Origin of the sequence: Micromonospora sp. NPDC051300 (assembly GCF_044455315.1) — a bacterium.
GTDB classification, from domain to species: Bacteria; Actinomycetota; Actinomycetes; order Mycobacteriales; family Micromonosporaceae; genus Micromonospora; species Micromonospora robiginosa.
In genome coordinates this window covers 1-18,702 of sequence record NZ_JBITEP010000027.1, presented here as the reverse complement: position 1 = coordinate 18,702, position 18,702 = coordinate 1, and the positions used below count along the sequence as shown (strand labels likewise).

Here is an 18,702-nt window from a genome sequence, read left to right as displayed (position 1 = left end):
GGAGGGGGCCCCGCCTAACAACGCCGAGCCCCGCACCGCCCGTCACCGGGCCGGTGCGGGGCTCGTTTCACCGGGTGTCCCAGCCGGCGGCCCCGTGCGAGGCCGCACCACGGCAGCTCCTGGAGGCGTTCTCGATGGCTAAGCACCGCCGCCTGTCCGACGACGCGCCGCAACCGGTGACCGAGGACTCCGGTGCGACGTACTGGTCGGTGGCCGAGGGCGACTGGCCCGCCGAGCCGGCCGAGCTGGCCGACCTGGTGGCGCCGCCGATCGTGGTCGGGGTGGCCCGGGTCGTCGCCACCTCGCGGATGACGCCGCCCGAGGCGGGCCGCGCCGGTCGCCCACCGACCCGGTCCGCCGGCGCCGCGGCCGGGGCGACGACGGTACGCCTCAACGCCGGCGCCCGCCCGTCCGCGCCGCCCCGCCGCCCGGCCGGCCCCGGTCGCCACCGCGACCCCGTCGCCTGAGCACCCCGGCTGTTAACAGGGGGCCCCGCCTCTACCGGAGGCGTTAACAAGGGGCCCTTCCTTTCACCTGGTGGAAGGGGGCGAGTCCGGTGACGGGGGCGGGGCGGGCGCGGGTAGCGTCAGCGGGCATGACGGTCGTGCATCCGATCGCCCGGGCCTGGATCACCACTGGCGGCACCGGCGCGCAGAACTACGACGAGTTCGCCGACGACGCGGAGATCACCGCCATCGTGGCGGCCAATCCGCACAGCGCACTGGGCATCGAGATGCCCCACCGGGCGCCGGACAGCGTCGGCAGGTCGTTCCTCGACTCCCTCCCGGACGCGGTGGCCCGGCTCACCGAGGCCAAGGCGGACGGCAGCTACACCCCCGCCGAGCAGGTGGTGGTGCTCTACCGGATCAGCGCGCCCGGCGAGGAGAACGCGTACGGCCTGTGGGCCATGGTCGACACCGACCAGATCTCCACCCGGGCCGACGAGCCCGGCCTGGTGATCCGCAACGAGGACGTGTTCATCGCCAAGGTGCGCGAGCGCGTCGCGCTGGCCGAGGCGCTCGGTCACCTGCTCTCGCCCGTACTCCTGCTCCAGACCGGGCGTGGCGACGAGCTGCACGCCGCGCTGGCCGCGGCCACCGAGAAGGCCGGCGCGCCCGCCGCGACCGACGTCGACCAGTCCGGCCGCACGCACGCCATCTGGCTGGTCGGCCCCGGCCCGGCGCAGGACGAGCTGACCGCGCTGGCCGGCGGCGGCGACCTGGTGGTCGCGGACGGCAACCACCGCAGCCTGGCCGCGCAGACCGGCGGCTTCCCGCGCTTCCTCGCGGTGGTCACCACGCCGGCGTCGGTCGCCATCCAGCCCTACAACCGGCTGGTCAGCGAGCTGACCACCACGCCGGACGAGCTGCTCGACCGGCTCCGCGCCGCCGGGGCCGAGGTCACCGAGACCGCCGGCCCGGTCGGCGTCCCGACCACCGGCGGCACCGTGCACCTCCACCTCGCCGGACGGGGGTACGCGGTGACGCTGCCGCACGTCGGCACCGGCCGGCTGGAGAACCTGGACCACGCGCTCGTCGAGCGGCTGTTGCTGCGTGACGTGCTGGGCCTCGACCCGGGCGACAAGCGGATCACCTACGTCGGGGGCGACTACCCGGCGAGCTGGCTGACCGGTGAGGTCGACGCCGGCCGGGCCGAGCTGGCCGTGCTTGTGGCGCCGGTGACCGTGGACGACTTCGTCGCGGTCAACCTGGCCCGGGAGAAGATGCCGCGCAAGAGCACCTGGTTCACCCCGAAGGCGCGGGCCGGCCTGGTGGTGGCGGAGCTGCCCCGCTGACCGGCGTGTGACGTACCGCCTCCGGGTCGACGCCCCGGCGCCGATTCCGGAGGCGGGCCTGTCAGACTGCGCGGTATGCGCGTCTACCTGGGATCCGACCACGCCGGCTTCGAGCTGAAGGTGCACCTGGCCAACCACCTGGCCAAGCAGGGCTACGAGGTGGTGGACGTGGGTCCGCACGCCTTCGACCCGGACGACGACTACCCGGCGTTCTGCCTGCACACCGGTGACCGGGTGGTCGGCGACCCGGGCAGCCTCGGCGTGGTGATCGGCGGCTCCGGCAACGGCGAGCAGATCGCCGCGAACAAGGTGACAGGCGTCCGGGCGGCGCTCGCCTGGAACGTCGACACCGCCCAGCTCTCCCGCGAGCACAACGACGCCAACATCGTCGCGATCGGTGCCCGGCAGCACACGCTGGACGAGGCCACCGCCCTGGTCGAGGCGTTCCTGACCACCGCGTTCTCCGGCAACCCCCGGCACAGCCGGCGGATCGCGCAGGTCGCCGACTACGAGCAGAGCCGCAAGCTGCCCGAGCTGCCTGCCTGACCTGTCCGACGCCGGCCCGCCCGCATGCCCGGCCCGGCCCGGCGGCGTCCTCCCGGTGACCCCCTCGGGGTCAGCGTCCGGCGCGGGGCAGTTCCTCGCGGGGCACCCAGTTGCGGCGGATCAGCACCACCCGCTCCTCGGCCTGGGCGAGGTCGTCGTCGGTCGGGCGGGCGGCGTCCCGGGCCCGCATCGCGGCGGCCACGCTCACCTGGGAGGACCCGGAGCCGACGAGGCCACGCAGTCCCCGTTCGCCCTCGTCGGCGGAGGATGTGCTCCGCCGGCCGCCGCGCACCGGCCTGGAGCCGTCGTCCGACGACTCCGACTCGACGCGCCGGGACCCGTGCGCCGGCCGGGGCGCGACGTCGTCATGGACGCCCGCCGTGCTCGCGCTGGCCTCGACGGCGTCGGCCGGCTCGTGCGCCTCGCCGTGATGCCGCAACCGCCGTCGCCGTCGCTCCGCCTCACCCATCCCCCGACCGTACCGCCCCACACTCCCCTCCAGCCCCGCCGAGGCGCGCGGCGTGGGACGGGGTCAGAAGTTCTCCATGGGGACGGGGGAGCGGTGCCAGGTGAAGGCGGGGGTGAGGCGGGTGAGGGTGCCGGGGGTCAGCTCGCGGACGCGGCCGGTGGCGGCCAGCGCGGCCGGGGTGGCGCCGCCCAGGTAGAGCTCGCCGAGCGTGCGGATGTCACAGGCCAGCCCCGCCGGCGCGGTGGTGGGGGCGCACTCCGCGCCGTCCGGTCCGCCGACCAGCCGCCAGCGGCCGGTGTTCTCCGGCAGCAGGTCGTCGCCGACCTCGACCACCACGTCGACGTCGGCGGCGTAGCGGCGGGCCGCCAGCGCGGCCGGCACGTCCACCACCCGCACCCAGAGCCCGTCGGCGAGCACCGGGGCGAGCTGGCGGGGCTCGTCGACCAGGCGCAGCAGCGGCTCGTCGAGCGCGGCGACCGGGAAGGAGAGCCGGCGGGTCAGGTCGACCGAGAGCAGGAACCGCCACAGCGCCAGGTACGCCTCCGGCGTGTGCGCCACCACCTCGCCGACCTGCACCTCGCCCCGGGGGATGTCGCCGGGCCAGTCCTCCCTGGTCCGGTAGAGCGCGTACCCGTCGAGCCCGTCCGGCCCGTCGTGCAGCAGCACCCGGCGCTCGGTGGCGCCGCCCCGGCGGCTCTTCACGTCCGCCAGCACGTACGCCCACCAGCGCTCGTCCCGGCGGGACCAGCCGGGGCGGTCGGCGCGCGCCCGCTCGTACACCCGGGCCAGCTCGTCGGCGTGCCCGGCCGGGCGGTCCAGGCGCAGCGTGCCCTCGGCGGGCGTCGGGGCGGGCAGTCGCAGCCCGGTGGTGTCGGCGGACAGCACCAGTCGCTGGGCCGCGGAGCCGTAGCCGAACCGCGGGTAGATGCGGCCCTCGCTGGCCAAGAGCACCGCGACCGGCTCCCGGCGGGCGTCGTGGATCTCCCGGAGCTGCCGGCGCATCAGCCCGCTGAGCAGGCCCCGGCGGCGGTGCGTGGGCGCCACCGCCACCATGCTGACGTGCGCGGCGGGCACCTGCGCCCCGGGAACGGTCAGGTCACGGCCGAACGCGGCGGCGTGTGCCACCGCCGTCCGGCCGTCGCGGACCAGCAGCGACCGGTCCGGCTCGAAGATCGGGCGTTCGACCTCGTGCACCTCGGGATCGGGATCGTTGTGGAAGGCCAACGCCAGCAGCGCGCCGATCTCGTCGAAGTCCTCGGCCCGGGGCACCACCGCGTCGGTCATCGCCCGTGTGTACCCCATCACCGTGGGGGTCGGCACCCTATTTGCCGGGTGGCTACCCTCGGAACCGAGGCCGACGTCGGTCGAGGGGGAGGACGGAAGATGGCGGACCAGACACAGCCGTGGGCGGAGCGCACCGTGGAGGTGCCGCCCCAGCCGGTGCCCGGGCAGCGGGACGCGTTCCGGCGCGGGGTGGCGGCGGTCGGTCAGCGCCGCACGCCCCGCACCGAGCAGTTCCCGACCGTGGAGCACGGCGACTGGGCCGGTGAGCCGGCGCCGCGCCGGTCGATGAGCTGGCACCTGGCGCAGGCGCGCCGGGGCGGGGAGTGGAGCGCGGCCGGCGCCCTGTTCGCGTTCGTCTGCTGGGGCATCTGGGCGATCTCCGGCCGGGGCAACCTGGTGGCGCCGCTGCTCACGTTCGTGCTCAGCCTGCTCACCGCCGTCGGCCTGTTCGCGCTGACCCGGTTGATCGGCCGGCTGGTCCTGGAGCGGCAGCTCGGCCGGGTGCGTCGCAGCGCCCGCGGCGCGCACATGCTGACCGCGCTCTTCCTGGCCGGGGTGGGGGTGGCCTACCTCCAACAGACCGAGTGGGTGGTCTCCGCCTGGAACTGGGTCACCGGCAACTGAGGCGCCCGGCGCGGGCGGGCGGCGTCACGCCGCCCGCCCGCACACCCGGTCGCGGTACTCGCCGCGACGCCGGTCGTCACTCCTCCAGGACGGCGCTGGCATTACCCGGCCCCGCCCGGTTCATCCGTCGCCCGTCGGGATGAGCGGTCAGGGCGTGGTCCGGGCGGCCGCGTGGTCGCGGGCCACCCGGACCAGCTCGATCAGGCCGCCCGCATACTCCTGGGACTCGCCGTGCGCCTCGTCGAAGGGCGGCTGGAAGCCGACGCCCTCCCACTGGCCGGTGGTCTCGTTCCACCTGTCGTTGCCCACCTCGAAGTCCCAGGCGAAGATGCCCAGCTCGTAGTAGAGCTGGTCGGCCGAGTTGCCGGCCGCCGAATAGAGCACGTCGGCGACCGGGCCGGTCTGCGACGGCCAGGTGACCGTGCCGCGCTCGGCGGCGATGGCTCCGACGATCCGGCGGGCGCTGGCCAGGAACAGCGTCGACTCGTCGATCGACGGTCGCGGCAGGGTGACCCGCCCGTCGGCCTTGTACGCCCCGGGCGGCCACATGAAGTAGCCGCCGTAGGAGTGCACGTTCATCGCGAACCTGATGTTCGGGTGCGCCTTGGCCAGGTCGATGACGTTGCGGCTCTCCGCCTCGGACAGCTCCGCCGTGCCGGCGTAGTTGCCGGACAGGCAGTTGGCGCTGGCGCCCACGTAGCCGTCGAACAGCGACCCCACGGTGTAGTTGCGGTTGACGTCGACGCCCCAACTGGTGCGGTACCTCGGGTCGCGGGCGGTGCCGGCGCAGTGGTTGACCAGGTTCTTGCGCTGGAAGTTGTAGTCGTGGAACGAGTAGTTCGCGCCGTCCGGGTTCACCGTCGGGATCACGAACACGTCCACCTGCTCCAGCAGCTCCCGGGTCGCCGCGTCGGTGCGCGCGTTGGCCAGCAGCCGCTCCGCGAACTCCAGCGTGACAAGCGGCGTCGCCCACTCCCGGGCGTGCTCCTGCGAGTACGCGAGCACCCCGATCCGGGAGCCGTCGCGGTGCTTGCCGATGCGCAGCGCCTGCACGGTCCACGGGCGGGCCGGCACCTCGGCGCCCTGCAACCCGTCGTCGAGGCGTACCGGTCCGGCGACCGGCATGGGCAGCCCGGCCGAGCCGTCCTCGACGGTGGCCCGCAGGCGTGTGCCCTGCCGGGCGTTGATCGCGGCGGCGACGTCGTCGGTGGTGCTCGTCACCTTGCCGGCGCCGTCGGTGGCCAGCGACACGGTGAGCACCCGGTCGCGGTAGCGCACGGCCAGCGGCCGGTTCGGCCGGCCCGGGTCGACGGTGCGCGCCTGCACGCCGTTCATGCCCTGGTCGCCGAAGCGGACCGACTCGACCACCACGGCGGCGACCGCCGGGTCGCCCAGGTACGCGGCGGCGGTGCGACGGTAGCCCTGGGTGCGGTTCGGCAGGTCGATGACGTCGACCAGGTCGCGGTACTGGCGGCCGAGCCGGGCGATGCGGGCCTTGATGTCGACGGGCGTCAGGTAGGCGTCGATGAAGTCCTTCTGGTAGCCGGCCGGCTGCGGCGGCGGGGTGGCGTTCGGCCAGAGCGTGGCGGTGACCGGCCGGCTCGTCCCGCCGAGGCTGGAGGTGGCGGTGAGCTGCACCGGCCGGCCGGGCACCGGCTGCGGCAGCGCGTAGTGGTACTGGTACTCGCCCGAGTCCTCGAACCGGTAGAGCGGGAAGGAGCCGGTGGCCCCGTCGGCGGTGCGCCAGCTCACCGTGATCTCCACGTCCGGGTCGTCCGTGGCGGTGGTGGCCACCTGGGCCTGCAGGAACGTCTTTCCGCCGGTGGTCCACCAGTAGGCCTGGAGGAACTGGAGGGTGTCCACCCCGTCGGCGGCGCGCAGCCCGGCCCGGGTACGCGCCTGCGCGGCGCGGGCGCTCTCGGCGAGCCGCCGGGCGCCGTCGTCGGCGCGTTGCACGATCTGCACCGCTGTCGCGCCCTGCCGGGTGAGGTCGGCGAGCTGCCGGCCGGTGAGGACGAGGTCGGCGACCGGGTGGCCGTCGCGGGACCGGGGCCGGTTGGCCAGGTCCGCGCCGCCGGCGACCAGGCGGGCGAGCTGCGCCTCGTCGGCGAGCCGTACGCGGACCAGCGCGGTCTCGGCGGGCGCCAGGGTGACGGTGGGGGCGGTCGGCGCGGCCACGCCGGGGTCGGGCTGGAACAGGCCGGCGGTGATCAGGATGCTGGTGGTGGCGAGCGCGGTCCACCGTCGTCGGACGAACAAGGTGCCTCCTGACGGACGTCGATCTCACTGACGTCCAGACCAGTCGAGGCATCGACCGATGTCAAGCTCACTTTCGGTCTGGCCGGCGGACCGGCCCGCCGCTCAGCCGGCGAACCGGTACAGCCGGAACTCCTTGTCCGCGCCGCACACCAGCATCTCGGTGTTCCAGGAGCAGGACTCGCTGCGGATCTGCTTCACCTGCCCCATCTCGACCGGCTTGCCGTCCACCGCGAACCCGGCCAGGACGCGGTCGTCCTCGTAGGCGCTCGGCTCCTTGTCGAACAGCAGCAGGTTGCCGGCGTCCAGCCGGACCGCGACCCCGTCGCGCTCGCGCAGCACCGGCTTCCCGTCCGGCGCGAACACCGTCACCGCGTCCCGGGGCAGGGTCCGCTCGGCCAGCAGGTGCTCGCCGAGCGGGACCAGCCGGGCCGCCTGCGGGGCCGGCCAGTGCCGGCTCCCCTCGCCCTCGGTCACCGCCACCACCCGCGTGCCGTCGGCGCCGGCGCCGGGCACCTCCAGCAGGCAGGCGCGGTGCTTGCCGCAGGTGACCAGCGTCTTCGCCCGGCTGTCCCGGGCGTCGGCCTCGTAGAGCACGTCGGGCGTGCCGAGGCTGCCCAGGTCGTAGGAGAGCAGGCGCAGCCCGCGGTCGCCCTCCGCCACGTAGAGCCGGTCGTCGCGGGCGGCCACCGGGTCGTCGAGGTCGGCCACGTTGCCCCGGCTGCGCAGGATCTTCCCGGTCTCGATGGCCAGCACCCGCACCGAGCGGTCCGCGCCCACCTGCACCAGCCGGTCGGCCCCGCCCGACCACGGCGCGCTCGGCGAGCCGTCCGGGTGGGCCGCGCCGTCGAGCGCCTCGCCGGTGGCGACCGGCACCACCACCGTGCGGGTGTCGCCGTACTCGGTGCGCGGGTTGTCCTGCGTCCACCGCTCCCGGCCGTCGTCCAGCCGCAACCCGACCAGCTTGTTGCCGGCGCGGTCCAGCCGGACCAGCGTGCCGGCGCCGAGGAAGATCTCGTCGTCCCCGGCGATGTCGACGGTCCACCGCTGCTCGCCGGAGTCGCCGTCGAGCACCGCCAGCGGCCGGGTCGTGCTCGATCCGGAGGCGTCGGCGAGCACCACGACGCCGTCGGGCAGGGCCCGGATCCCGGCCCACCGTTCGGCGCTCGCCCCGGTCTGCCGCTCCCACACCTTCCGGCCGGTGGCGGCGTCCACCGCCCGCACGGTGAGCCGGTCGTCCGGCAGCGACCAGGCCAGGTAGGACCGCTCGCCCACCGTCGCGGTGAACATCGCGCCCGGCCGTTCGTCGCCCACGGCCACGGTCCCGACCACCACCGGCGTGTGGAAGTCGAGCGCCGGGTGCCGGTCCCGGAACACCCACAGCAGCGTCGCGGCGGCCACCGCGACGACCACCAGGCCGGCGCCCGCCGCGAGCCACCGCCCCCGCCGGCCGCCGCCGCGAGTCGGGCCGGCGGGAGCGCCGGACCAGGGTCCTTGTCCGCCGGGACCGACCGGCGACCCCGGGGGTACGCCGACAGCCGGGTACCCCGCCGGCTGCCGGTGGCCGGCCGGGGTGTACCCGGGCGGGTCGGCGACGAGCGTGCCGTGCGGGCCGCCGGGAGCCGCGTACCCGCCGGCCGGGTCCTGCCGCGTCGGCGCCGGTGTCGCGTGTGCCACGGTCGTGTCCCGCTCCGCCGCGCCCGGGACGGTGGCCGCGCCCTCGTTCGTCGGCGTGCCCTGTGCCGGCGCGGCCGGCGGGGGTGCGGCCTGCGGCGGCACGGGCGCCGGCGGCACGGGCGCGGCGGGCCGGCCGGCCCGCCGGGGCAGCGGCAGGTCGGTCAGCGCCCCCTCGGCCACCGGCAGCTCCGGCTGCTCCAACAGGGTCGGCGCGATGCCCAGTTCGGCGTGCAGCAACCGGGCCACCAGCGGCACCCGCGTCGAGCCGCCGACCAGGAACAGCCCGGCGAGCTGCTCCGGGCGCAGCCCGGCGGCGGCGGTGACGGTCCGGGTCTCCGCGACCGCGCGGGCGAGCAACGGCGCGGCGAGGCGCTCGAAGTCCGCCCGGGTCAGCGGGACGGCCGCCTCCACCCCCGGCACCGCCACCGGCGCGACCATGGCCCGGGACAGCATCTCCTTGGCGCCGCGCACGTGGTCCCAGAGCTGCTGGCGGTCCCGCCGGTCGGCGGTGGTCGCCGGCTCGGTGAGCCGGGCCCACTGCCGCCCGTGGGTCGGCCGCACCAGCTCGCCGAGCCGCCCGAGCAGCGCCGCGTCCAGGTCGAGCCCGCCCAGGTCGGCGAGCCCGCCGGTGGCGACGAGCTGGAAGCCGGAGTCGCCCCACGGGTCGGCGCCCTCGTTGCGCAGCACCGCCACGTCGAGCGTCCCGCCGCCGAAGTCGAACACCGCCACCACGCCGCCCACCGGCACCGGCCGGCGCAGCACCTGGGTGTAGTAGCGGGCCGCGGCCACCGGCTCGCGCAGCAGCCGGGTGCCGGGCGCGATCGGCCCGGCGAGCGTGTGTTCGGCCGCCGCCGGCCAGCCGGCCAGCTCCACCGCGTCGTGCAGCACCCGCCGGCGGTCGGGGGTCCAGGCCGCCGGGTGCGTGACCACCGCCGGGGGCAGGTGCCCGACCGCGGCCACCGCCGCGTCCCCGACCGCCCGCAACGTCGCGGCCAGCAGCTCCGCCGGCCGGTACGCCCGGCCGCGCAGTTCGACGGTCTCCTCGTCGACCCGCCGCTTCGGGCTCGGCTCGTAGCCGGCCGGGTCGGCCAGGGCGAGGCGATGGGCGTCCCGCCCGACGTGCAGGTGACCGCCGGCGTCGACGTACACGCCGGACGGCAGGATCGGCTGGCCGTCCACGAGCACTGGCCGGGTGGTCCCGTCCGGCCGGCGCAGCACCGCCACCGTGTTGGAGGTGCCGAGGTCCACGCCGAGCGCGAAACCGTCCTGCTGGCCTGACATCCGTCGCTACCTCCGGCCGACGCGGGCATGTCCGGCCCGCATCGTACGCAGCCCGCGCCGCCGCGCACCCCGGCCCGGGAAGTCGTTGGCCGGTCGCCGGGCGCCGGGCCTATCGTCGTGGACCATGAGGGTGCTCTCCGTGAACGTCGGCCGGCCGCAGCCCAACCCCTGGAAGGGGATCGGGGCGACAGGCATCGACAAGCGACCCGTCGAGGGCCCGGTGTCGGTCACCGCGCCCGGCCCGAAGGGCACCGGCGAGGTCGGCCTGGCCGGCGACCGCGTCTACGACGTGGCCCACCACGGCGGCGCCGACCAGGCGGTCTACGCGTACGCCCGGGAGGACCTGGACCGCTGGCAGGCCGAGCTGGGCCGGTCGCTGGGCGACGGCAGTTTCGGCGAGAACCTGACCACGACCGGCCTGGACGTCAACGGCGCGCTCGTCGGCGAGCGGTGGCGGATCGGGTCGGACGTCGTGCTGGAGGTCTCCTGCGCGCGCATTCCGTGCGGCACGTTCCAGGGCTGGCTGGGGGAGCAGGGCTGGATCAAGCGGTTCACCGCCGCCGCCGTGCCCGGGGCCTACCTGCGGGTGGTGGAGCCGGGCGAGGTGCGCGCCGGGGACGCGGTGGAGGTCGTGCACCGGCCCGCGCACGAGGTGACTGTGGCGTTCCTGTTCCGCGCGGTGACCTCGGAGCCGGAGCTGCTGCCCCGGGTGCTGGCGGCCGACGCGCTGCCGGCGGACGACCGGGAACGGATCCGCCGGCGGCTGTCCTGACCGGCGGGTGGTGGTGGTGGAGCGGGCGACGGGAATCGAACCCGCGTAGTCAGTTTGGAAGACTGAAGCTCTACCATTGAGCTACGCCCGCGATCGCCTCGCTGTCGCGGGGCGCGTCCGACAGCCTACCGAATCCGGGAACCGGGCGCGCAGCGCCCACCCGCGCCCCGGTCACCCACTCGGGGGTCCGGACGGCATACACTCTTCGTCGCCACGGGGTGTGGCGCAGCTTGGTAGCGCACTCGCTTTGGGAGCGAGGGGCCGTGGGTTCAAATCCCGCCACCCCGACTGTCGTTCGCGACCGGATCGTCCCGGGAACCGCCGGTTTCTCCGCGCGGTGACCGGGCCCTGCCGACGCCGCAGGCCGACTCGCCTACACTCGATGCGCGCAATCACGCCCCAGAACCGACACCCAGATCCGTCAAGGAGTACGCCTGTGAAGAGCACCGTCGAGACTCTGAGCCCGACGCGCGTGCGGCTCGCCATCGAGGTGCCGTTCGTCGAGCTCGAGCCGAGCCTCAGGAAGGCGTACCGGGAGATCGGCCAGCAGGTCCAGGTTCCCGGCTTCCGCCGGGGCAAGGTTCCCAGCGCGGTGATCGACCAGCGGGTGGGCCGCGGGACCGTCCTCAACGAGGCGATCCAGGAGGCCATCCCGCAGAACATCCTCGCCGCGGTCCGCGAGCACGACCTCAAGACGCTCGGCCGGCCCGAGGTCGACATCACCGAGTTCAACGACGGCGACTCGCTCAACTTCACCGCCGAGGTGGACGTCCGGCCGGAGATCACCCTGCCGGACCCGGCCACCATCGAGGTGACCGTCGACGAGATCGAGATCGCCGACAGCGAGATCGACGAGCAGATCAGCAGCCTCCGCGAGCGGTTCGCCACGCTGAAGACCGTCGAGCGGGCCGCCCAGGAGGGCGACTTCGTCCAGATCGACCTGAACGCCACGGTCGACGGCGAGGAGGTCCCCGGCGGCTCGGCGAGCAACATCTCGCACGAGGTCGGCAGCAAGCAGCTCCTGCCGGGCCTGGACGAGGCCCTGGTCGGCCTGGCCGCCGGCGACAGCACCACCTTCACCACCCAGCTCGTGGGCGGCGACTACGCCGGTCGGGACGCCGACGTGGCGGTGACCGTCCGCACGGTCAAGGAGAAGGAGCTGCCCGAGCTGGACGACGACTTCGCCCAGATGGCCAGCGAGTTCGACACCATCGAGGAGCTGCGCGGCGACCTGCGCGAGCGGGTGACCCGGGGCAAGCAGGTCGAGCAGATCTACGCCGCCCGGGACAAGGCCCTGGAGCAGATGGTGGCCGCCGCCGAGGTGCCGGCGCCCGAGGGCGTCGTCAAGGAGGAGGTCGAGAGCCGCAAGGCCGCGATGGTCGACCAGCTCGAGCGCATCGGCGCCTCCCTGGAGGAATACCTCGCCGCGGAGGAGAAGACCGAGGAGCAGATCGACGCCGAGCTGACCGAGGCGGCGACCGACGGCGTCAAGATCCAGCTCCTGCTGGACACGCTCGCCGACGCCGAGGACGTGCAGGTCTCCGACGACGAGTTCGGGCACGAGATCGTGCACCGGGCGCAGCGCGCCGGGATGGCCCCGCAGCAGTACTACGACCAGCTCGCCCGCTCCGGCGCCGCCGCGGCCGTCTTCGGCGACGTCCGTCGCGGCAAGGCGCTCGCCGCGGTGATGGAGAAGATCAAGATCAAGGACGCGGCGGGCAACGAGGTCTCCCTCGACGCGCTGCGGGCCCAGAACGAGGCCGAGCACGACCACCAGCACTGATCGTTCCGGCGACGGCCGCCGTCCCGCGCTGAGCGCCGGGCGGCGGCCGAAACCCTTTCCGGGTACGCCGTGCGGGTGACTGCGCTGAGAGCGAACAGTGCCCCGACCGGGAGTGCGCCCGCACGACGAGCGGTTAGTGTCGGACAGGACGGTACGGAGAGCGAAGGGCTGCCATGACCGACATGCACATCCCCAAGAAGTCGCTCCGGGCGATCGAGGCCCGCGGTGGCGACTCCATTGGCAACCTCGACGACTCGGTCTACAACCGGTTGCTCAAGGAACGGATCATCTTCCTGGGCAGCGAGGTGAACGACCAGGTGGCCAACCGCATCTGCGCGCAGCTCCTGCTGCTCGCGGCGGAGGACCCGGACCGCGACATCTTCCTCTGGATCAACTCGCCGGGTGGCTCGGTCTACTCCGGCATGGCGATCTACGACACCATGCAGTACATCGACAACGACGTGTCGACCGTGGCCATGGGCATGGCCGCCTCGATGGGGCAGCTCCTGCTCTGCGCCGGCACCAAGGGCAAGCGCTACGCCCTGCCGCACGCGCGGATCATGATGCACCAGCCCTCGGGCGGTCTCGGCGGCACCGCGTCGGACATCGCGATCCAGGCCGAGCAGATGCTCTACACGAAGCGGATGTTCCAGGAGCGGGTGGCGCACCACACCGGCCAGTCCCAGGCCCAGATCGAGGCGGACTCGGACCGCGACCGTTGGTTCACCGCCCAGGAGGCCATGGACTACGGCTTCATCGACAAGGTGATCATCGGGGCCGCGCAGGTTCCGGATGGCGCCGGGACCCTGAGCTGATCGAGGAGCTGACGATGACCGACCTGAGCCTGCCGCCCCAGTTCGCGGCCGTGCACAACCGCTACGTTCTGCCGTCGTTCGTCGAGCGCACGTCGTACGGGATGAAGGAGTCGAACCCGTACAACAAGCTCTTCGAGGACCGGATCATCTTCCTCGGCGTCCAGGTGGACGACGCGTCGGCCAACGACGTGATGGCCCAGTTGCTGACGCTCGAGGGCACCGACCCGGACCGCGACATCATCATGTACATCAACTCGCCGGGCGGCTCCTTCACCGCCATGACGGCGATCTACGACACCATGCAGTACGTCCGGCCGGACATCCAGACCGTCTGCCTCGGGCAGGCGGCCAGCGCGGCGGCGGTGCTGCTCGCGGCGGGCACCCCGGGCAAGCGGATGGCGCTGCCGAACTCCCGGATCATCATCCACCAGCCGGCCACCGAGGGTGGCTACGGTCAGGGGTCGGACATCGAGATCCAGGCCCGGGAGATCCTGCGGATGCGGACGCAGCTGGAGGACATGCTGTCCCGCCACTGCAACCGGCCGATCGAGCAGGTTCGCAAGGACATCGACCGTGACAAGATCATGACGGCCGAGGAGTCCAAGGAGTACGGGCTGGTCGACACCATCCTGACCAGCCGCAAGAAGGGTCTGCTGGCGACTCACGCCGCGGGCTGAGCACGTGCGGGGTCAGAGGTCGGTCGGGGGTCGTTCCCGGCCGACCTCTGACACACCCGTTTTGGGGGTCGGAGAAAACCCGGCCACCGGGTAACGTCGGGTCTGTACCGCTCCGGGTCGGATCGGGTGGAGCCGACAGCACAGTGGGACGACAGGGACGGACGGGCGCCACGGCGCCCGCAGGTCAGGGCCGGCGCTTCGGCCGATGAGTGCAGGGAGAACGTAGGTGGCACGGATCGGTGACGGCGGCGACCTACTGAAGTGCTCCTTCTGTGGCAAGTCACAGAAGCAGGTCAAGAAACTCATCGCGGGCCCCGGGGTCTACATCTGCGACGAGTGCATCGATCTCTGCAACGAGATCATCGAGGAGGAGCTGGCCGAGTCCGGCGAGGTGAAGTGGGAAGAGCTTCCCAAGCCGATGGAGATCTGCCAGTTCCTCGACAACTACGTCGTGGGTCAGGAGCAGGCCAAGAAGGCGCTCGCCGTCGCGGTCTACAACCACTACAAGCGGATCCAGGCGGAGGCCGCCGGCGCGCCCGGCTCGGGCAGCGACGGTGTCGAGCTGGCCAAGTCCAACATCATGCTGCTCGGCCCGACCGGGTGCGGCAAGACCCACCTGGCGCAGACGCTGGCCCGGATGCTCAACGTCCCGTTCGCGATCGCCGACGCCACCGCGCTCACCGAGGCGGGCTACGTCGGCGAGGACGTGGAGAACATCCTCCTCAAGCTGATCCAGGCCGCCGACTACGACATCAAGCGCGCCGAGACCGGCATCATCTACATCGACGAGGTCGACAAGATCGCCCGCAAGTCGGAGAACCCGTCGATCACCCGGGACGTCTCCGGCGAGGGTGTGCAGCAGGCGCTGCTGAAGATGCTGGAGGGCACGGTCGCCAACGTGCCGCCGCAGGGCGGCCGGAAGCACCCCCACCAGGAGTTCATCCAGATCGACACCACGAACGTGCTGTTCATCTGCGGTGGCGCGTTCGCCGGCCTCGACCAGATCATCGAGGCCCGCACCGGCTCCGGCGGCACCGGCTTCGGCGCCCGGCTCCGGTCGGTGTCGGAGCGGTCCACCGACGACATCTTCAGCCAGGTCATGCCGGAAGACATGTTGAAGTTCGGGCTGATCCCGGAGTTCATCGGCCGGCTCCCGGTGATCACCAACGTGCGCAGCCTCGACCGGGACGCCCTGGTGAAGATCCTCACCGAGCCGCGCAACGCCCTGGTCCGGCAATACCAGCGCCTGTTCGAGCTGGACGGCGTCGAGCTGGAGTTCGAGCAGCCGGCCCTGGAGGCCATCGCCGACCAGGCGATGCTCCGCGGCACCGGCGCCCGTGGCCTGCGGGCCATCATGGAGGAGGTGCTCCTCTCCGTGATGTACGAGGTGCCGAGCAACCCCGACGCCGCCCGGGTGCTGATCACCCGCGAGGTCGTCTTGGAGAACGTCAACCCGACGATCGTGCCCCGCGAGTTCACCGGCCGGCGTCGCCGGGACCGCGAGGAGAAGTCGGCCTGAGCCGCCGCCGCGACCGCGCCCGGGTCAGCTCGGGCGCGGTTCGCGTGACCGGGTCCGCCGGTCCCACTCGCCCGACGGGGTGACCGTCACCATCATCAGGCGCACCGGCCCGTCGCCCGCCGTGCGATAGCCGTGTTGCCGGTCGGCGTGGAACTCGACCGTCTCGCCGGCGCGTACCGCGTGGTCGACGCCGTCGACGGTGACGGTCAGGGCGCCGTCCAGCACGTGCAGGATCTCCCGGGTCCCGGGTGGATGGTCGGGGGAGTGCAACGCCTCGCCGGGCCGCATGCGCCAGTCCCAGAGTTCCACCATGTCCGGCTCGCCGATGCCACTGAGCAGGCGCGCCGCCCCTCCGTTCGCGCCGCGCCACAGCACCGGCGCCTCGTCCGCAGACGTCACCCGCACCGTGTTCTCCTCGGCCGGCTCCAGCAGTTGCGCGATGTTGACGCCGAACGCGTCGGCGACCCGGCAGAGCGTGCCGATGCTCGGGTTGGTCCGCCCGCCCTCGATCTGCACCAGCATCCCCTTGCTGACGCTGGACCGGCCGGCCAGCTCCTCGAACGACCAGCCGCGGGCCGCCCGCAACTCGCGTACCTGCCGGGCGACCGCGGCGGTCACCGCGCCCACCCGTCCGCCGGCCTCGGTCATCATACTGTCCTTCGCGGTCACTATTGTGGTACGACTACGGGATGCTCCCCATTGTGCTCGCCGCGGTGTCCGCGATCGCGTTCGGCACGGCCGACTTCTCCGGCGGCAAGGCGTCGCGCCGGGCCGACCCGATCGCCGTGACCGTGGTGTCGCAGATGCTCAGCCTGCCGCTGCTGGTCGTGCTGGTGCTCGTGGTGCCCGGCACACCGACCGGCGTCGACCTCGCCTGGGGGCTGCTCGCCGGGGTGGCCGGCGCCGCCGGCGTCGTGCTGCTCTACCGCGCGCTGGCCACCGGCGTGATGGCGGTCGTGGCGCCGGTCACCGCGATCACCGCCGCGGTGGTGCCGATCGTCGCCGGTCTGGTCGTGGCCCACTCCCCGGGGACGGTGGCGCTCGGCGGCGCCGGGCTGGCCGTGGTGGCGATCGCGCTCGTCAGCCTGGGCGAGCGGGGTGGCGCCGGCGGCGTCTCGGGCCGGATCATCGGCACCGCGCTCGCCGCCGGCCTGCTCTTCGGCATCTTCTTCGCACTGCTCGGCCAGGCCGACCCCGGCGCCGGCATGTGGCCGGTGCTCGCGGTCCGCGTCAGCTCGATCGCGTTCGGCCTCGCGCTCGCCGCCCGCACCGGCGTGCGCCTGCGGCTGGACCGGCGGGTGCTCGGCTGGGCCGCCGCGGCCGGCCTGCTCGACTCCGCGGCGAACGCGCTGTTCCTCGCCGCCGCCGGGCGAGGCCATCTCAGCGTGGTGGCCGCCATCGCCTCGCTCTACCCGGCGAGCACCGTCCTGCTCGCGCTCGCGGTGGACCGGGAACGGCTGCGTCCGGTGCAGTTGGCCGGGCTCGGCTTCGCCGCCGCCGCGCTCGTGCTGGCAAGCGTCTGAGCCCTGTCGTTCGGCGGCCCCCAACCCGTACCCTCGGGTTCATGCGCGTCGCCGTCTGCCAGCTCAACGCCCGCGACGACCGGGGGGCGAACCTCGCCGCCGCCGAGGACCTGCTGGTCAGGGCCGCGGCGGCCGGCGCCGATCTCGCCCTCCTGCCGGAGTACGTCGACTACCTCGGTCCCGCCGACCGGATGCCCCCGGCTGAGCCGGTCGACGGCGAGGTGGGGCGGTTCTTCGCCGCGACCGCCCGCCGGCTCGGCATGTGGGTGATCGCGGGCTCGTTCCACGAGGCCGGCCCGGACCCGGCCCACACCTGGAACACCTCGCTGGTCTTCGACCGCCGGGGCGCGCTCGCCGCCGCCTACCGCAAGATCCACCTGTACGACGTGGAGATCCCCGGCCGCGTCTCCTATCAGGAGTCGGCGACCGTCGCGCCGGGGGAGAAGCCGGTGGCGGTCGACGTGGAAGGGCTCCGGGTCGGCCTGTCGATCTGTTACGACCTGCGCTTCCCGGAGCTCTACCGGCAACTCGCCGTCGACGGCGGCGCCGAACTGCTTGTGGTGCCGGCCGCGTTCATGATGCACACCGGTCGCGACCACTGGGAGGTGCTGCTGCGGGCCCGGGCGATCGAGAACCAGTGCTTCGTGGCGGCCGCCGGCCAGACCGGCGACCACGAGCCGGGCCGGACGTGTTTCGGGCGGAGCATGGTGGTGGACCCGTGGGGGACGGTGGTGAGCCAGGTAGCCGACGGTCCGGGGCTGGCCGTCGCGGACATCGACCTGGACCGGCTCCGCACCGTCCGGGCCGAGCTGCCCAGTCTCGCCAACCGCCGGCTGTAGCCCGCGCTTCAGGTCTCCCGGAGCAGGCCCACCGGCTCAGGTCTCCAGGAGCAGGCCGACCACGGCGAAGCCGGCGATCGCGACCGCGGTGATCAGCAGCGCGGTGGTCATCCGCGACGGACCCCGCCGGATCAGACCGCGCACCGACAGCAGCAGCACGGCCAGCACGAAGGCCCCGATGACGAGCTGCCAGAACGGCAGCAGGAGACCGAGCAGGGCCTCCTCGGCGAGGGCCGGGGACCGGGAGAGGTCAGCCATGCCGACCACTCTGGCACGGCCGGGCTCGGGGCGTCCCGCTCCGAGGCGTCTTTCCTGCCGGACGGCGGCGTGCGAAGGCAATGACGATCATTGATTTGCCTTCGCGGGCGGCTCCGCGTAACTTTCTCTCTGCACGCGGGAGGCCGGGGCAAACCGGCCGAGAACGGGCGCCGGGCTGGTGGCGGTGACGCCGAGCCAGACTGAGGATTCGGGCGGTGCGGGAAGACTTCGGAGACACGGAGTTGCAAACGCGAAGCCGACCGGGTAGGGTTCGAAAGCCGGCAGGGAGCCGGGCGGGTGGTTGCGAGAGCGACGCCGGCCGGTCCGCCGAAAACCACGGGAGCAACGAGCGCCGGGAACGGTGAGCGTCAGTGTGGGTCGACTCGAACCAAGTTGATCGCCTCAGACACGAGGTTGACAGCGAAAGTCGAGTCGGGTAAGTTTGAGAGGTTGCCCCAAACGGGGTTCTACGATGTAGAGCTTCCGGATGGTGTGTGGTTGTTCTTTGAGAACTCAACAGGGTGCTTGTAAAGCCAGTGCCAATTGTTTTATACCCCGGACTGGGCAGGCTTTGGTCTGTTTGG

17 protein-coding genes and 2 tRNA genes are annotated in these 18,702 nt (G+C 73.4%); 12 read left to right on the top strand and 7 right to left on the bottom strand.

Going from position 1 to position 18,702, the window contains the following annotated elements:
* The first annotated feature begins 134 nt into the window (after positions 1-134).
* From ACIA5A_RS24525 to ACIA5A_RS24515, 3 genes are all read left to right on the top strand, one after another.
* Positions 135-467: a hypothetical protein gene (locus tag ACIA5A_RS24525; protein WP_396766655.1), complete on the top strand. Its 333-nt coding sequence runs from the start codon at positions 135-137 to the stop codon at positions 465-467.
* A 128-nt stretch (positions 468-595) separates the two neighbouring features.
* Positions 596-1,795 carry a DUF1015 family protein gene (locus tag ACIA5A_RS24520; protein WP_396766653.1) on the top strand — a complete coding sequence of 400 codons (1,200 nt, stop codon included), beginning with the start codon at positions 596-598 and terminating at the stop codon, positions 1,793-1,795.
* Between the two features lie 75 nt (positions 1,796-1,870).
* Positions 1,871-2,341 carry a ribose-5-phosphate isomerase gene (locus ACIA5A_RS24515; protein WP_396766651.1) on the top strand — a complete coding sequence of 157 codons (471 nt, stop codon included), beginning with the start codon at positions 1,871-1,873 and terminating at the stop codon, positions 2,339-2,341.
* 70 nt (positions 2,342-2,411) lie between these two features.
* Here ACIA5A_RS24515 and ACIA5A_RS24510 read toward each other — a convergent pair whose 3' ends face one another.
* Both ACIA5A_RS24510 and ACIA5A_RS24505 read right to left on the bottom strand, forming a co-directional pair.
* Complete coding sequence (locus ACIA5A_RS24510) at positions 2,412-2,810, bottom strand: hypothetical protein (protein WP_396766649.1); 399 nt, start codon at positions 2,808-2,810, stop codon at positions 2,412-2,414.
* A 63-nt stretch (positions 2,811-2,873) separates the two neighbouring features.
* Positions 2,874-4,094: a GNAT family N-acetyltransferase gene (locus ACIA5A_RS24505; RefSeq protein WP_396766647.1), complete on the bottom strand. Its 1,221-nt coding sequence runs from the start codon at positions 4,092-4,094 to the stop codon at positions 2,874-2,876.
* A 99-nt stretch (positions 4,095-4,193) separates the two neighbouring features.
* On the opposite strand from ACIA5A_RS24505, the gene ACIA5A_RS24500 reads away from it, so the two are divergent.
* Positions 4,194-4,718 carry a hypothetical protein gene (locus ACIA5A_RS24500; RefSeq protein ID WP_396766645.1) on the top strand — a complete coding sequence of 175 codons (525 nt, stop codon included), beginning with the start codon at positions 4,194-4,196 and terminating at the stop codon, positions 4,716-4,718.
* Between the two features lie 147 nt (positions 4,719-4,865).
* Here ACIA5A_RS24500 and ACIA5A_RS24495 read toward each other — a convergent pair whose 3' ends face one another.
* A complete protein-coding gene (locus ACIA5A_RS24495; protein ID WP_396766642.1) occupies positions 4,866-6,977 on the bottom strand; it encodes a M14 family zinc carboxypeptidase in 2,112 nt (703 codons plus the stop codon).
* Between the two features lie 102 nt (positions 6,978-7,079).
* Complete coding sequence (locus tag ACIA5A_RS24490) at positions 7,080-9,932, bottom strand: Hsp70 family protein (protein WP_396766639.1); 2,853 nt, start codon at positions 9,930-9,932, stop codon at positions 7,080-7,082.
* A 124-nt stretch (positions 9,933-10,056) separates the two neighbouring features.
* Here ACIA5A_RS24490 and ACIA5A_RS24485 point away from each other — a divergent pair, with 124 nt between their 5' ends.
* Positions 10,057-10,704, top strand: a complete 648-nt coding sequence (locus ACIA5A_RS24485; protein WP_396766636.1) for an MOSC domain-containing protein — start codon at positions 10,057-10,059, stop codon at positions 10,702-10,704.
* Between the two features lie 17 nt (positions 10,705-10,721).
* Here ACIA5A_RS24485 and ACIA5A_RS24480 read toward each other — a convergent pair.
* Positions 10,722-10,795: transfer RNA gene (locus ACIA5A_RS24480), tRNA-Gly, on the bottom strand.
* Positions 10,796-10,918: 123 nt separating this feature from the next.
* On the opposite strand from ACIA5A_RS24480, the gene ACIA5A_RS24475 reads away from it, so the two are divergent.
* From ACIA5A_RS24475 to clpX, 5 genes are all read left to right on the top strand, one after another.
* Positions 10,919-10,992: transfer RNA gene (locus ACIA5A_RS24475), tRNA-Pro, on the top strand.
* Between the two features lie 148 nt (positions 10,993-11,140).
* A complete protein-coding gene (tig, locus tag ACIA5A_RS24470) occupies positions 11,141-12,487 on the top strand; it encodes a trigger factor (protein WP_396766633.1) in 1,347 nt (448 codons plus the stop codon).
* A gap of 173 nt (positions 12,488-12,660) precedes the next feature.
* Positions 12,661-13,302: an ATP-dependent Clp protease proteolytic subunit gene (locus ACIA5A_RS24465; protein WP_089158260.1), complete on the top strand. Its 642-nt coding sequence runs from the start codon at positions 12,661-12,663 to the stop codon at positions 13,300-13,302.
* A 14-nt stretch (positions 13,303-13,316) separates the two neighbouring features.
* The gene (locus ACIA5A_RS24460; protein ID WP_091069591.1) at positions 13,317-13,979 is read left to right on the top strand and encodes an ATP-dependent Clp protease proteolytic subunit; all 663 of its coding nucleotides are present in this window, start codon (positions 13,317-13,319) and stop codon (positions 13,977-13,979) included.
* 226 nt (positions 13,980-14,205) lie between these two features.
* Positions 14,206-15,498 (top strand): ATP-dependent Clp protease ATP-binding subunit ClpX, encoded by a 1,293-nt coding sequence (gene clpX, locus ACIA5A_RS24455; protein WP_396766629.1) that lies wholly within the window; start codon positions 14,206-14,208, stop codon positions 15,496-15,498.
* A 24-nt stretch (positions 15,499-15,522) separates the two neighbouring features.
* Here the strand turns inward: clpX and ACIA5A_RS24450 are convergent, their stop codons facing one another.
* Positions 15,523-16,146 (bottom strand): helix-turn-helix domain-containing protein, encoded by a 624-nt coding sequence (locus tag ACIA5A_RS24450; protein WP_396766626.1) that lies wholly within the window; start codon positions 16,144-16,146, stop codon positions 15,523-15,525.
* Positions 16,147-16,187: 41 nt separating this feature from the next.
* On the opposite strand from ACIA5A_RS24450, the gene ACIA5A_RS24445 reads away from it, so the two are divergent.
* Together ACIA5A_RS24445 and ACIA5A_RS24440 are read left to right on the top strand one after the other, a co-directional pair.
* Positions 16,188-17,021 carry an EamA family transporter gene (locus tag ACIA5A_RS24445; protein WP_396766623.1) on the top strand — a complete coding sequence of 278 codons (834 nt, stop codon included), beginning with the start codon at positions 16,188-16,190 and terminating at the stop codon, positions 17,019-17,021.
* A 41-nt stretch (positions 17,022-17,062) separates the two neighbouring features.
* Positions 17,063-17,860 (top strand): carbon-nitrogen hydrolase family protein, encoded by a 798-nt coding sequence (locus tag ACIA5A_RS24440; protein WP_396766621.1) that lies wholly within the window; start codon positions 17,063-17,065, stop codon positions 17,858-17,860.
* A gap of 36 nt (positions 17,861-17,896) precedes the next feature.
* Here ACIA5A_RS24440 and ACIA5A_RS24435 read toward each other — a convergent pair whose 3' ends face one another.
* On the bottom strand, positions 17,897-18,118 hold the full coding sequence (locus tag ACIA5A_RS24435) for a hypothetical protein (protein WP_396766618.1): 222 nt from the start codon (positions 18,116-18,118) through the stop codon (positions 17,897-17,899).
* Positions 18,119-18,702: the final 584 nt, after the last annotated feature.

Coding starts and splice junctions, on each gene's coding strand:
- ACIA5A_RS24490 (WP_396766639.1), bottom strand. CDS start 9,932: ATGTCAGGCCAGCAGGACGGTTTCGCGCTCGGCGTGGACCTCGGCACC.
- ACIA5A_RS24435 (WP_396766618.1), bottom strand. CDS start 18,118: ATGGCTGACCTCTCCCGGTCCCCGGCCCTCGCCGAGGAGGCCCTGCTC.
- ACIA5A_RS24525 (WP_396766655.1), top strand. CDS start 135: ATGGCTAAGCACCGCCGCCTGTCCGACGACGCGCCGCAACCGGTGACC.
- ACIA5A_RS24445 (WP_396766623.1), top strand. CDS start 16,188: ATGCTCCCCATTGTGCTCGCCGCGGTGTCCGCGATCGCGTTCGGCACG.
- ACIA5A_RS24450 (WP_396766626.1), bottom strand. CDS start 16,146: ATGACCGAGGCCGGCGGACGGGTGGGCGCGGTGACCGCCGCGGTCGCC.
- ACIA5A_RS24515 (WP_396766651.1), top strand. CDS start 1,871: ATGCGCGTCTACCTGGGATCCGACCACGCCGGCTTCGAGCTGAAGGTG.
- ACIA5A_RS24440 (WP_396766621.1), top strand. CDS start 17,063: ATGCGCGTCGCCGTCTGCCAGCTCAACGCCCGCGACGACCGGGGGGCG.
- ACIA5A_RS24460 (WP_091069591.1), top strand. CDS start 13,317: ATGACCGACCTGAGCCTGCCGCCCCAGTTCGCGGCCGTGCACAACCGC.
- ACIA5A_RS24510 (WP_396766649.1), bottom strand. CDS start 2,810: ATGGGTGAGGCGGAGCGACGGCGACGGCGGTTGCGGCATCACGGCGAG.
- ACIA5A_RS24485 (WP_396766636.1), top strand. CDS start 10,057: ATGAGGGTGCTCTCCGTGAACGTCGGCCGGCCGCAGCCCAACCCCTGG.
- ACIA5A_RS24500 (WP_396766645.1), top strand. CDS start 4,194: ATGGCGGACCAGACACAGCCGTGGGCGGAGCGCACCGTGGAGGTGCCG.
- ACIA5A_RS24465 (WP_089158260.1), top strand. CDS start 12,661: ATGACCGACATGCACATCCCCAAGAAGTCGCTCCGGGCGATCGAGGCC.
- ACIA5A_RS24505 (WP_396766647.1), bottom strand. CDS start 4,094: ATGACCGACGCGGTGGTGCCCCGGGCCGAGGACTTCGACGAGATCGGC.
- ACIA5A_RS24520 (WP_396766653.1), top strand. CDS start 596: ATGACGGTCGTGCATCCGATCGCCCGGGCCTGGATCACCACTGGCGGC.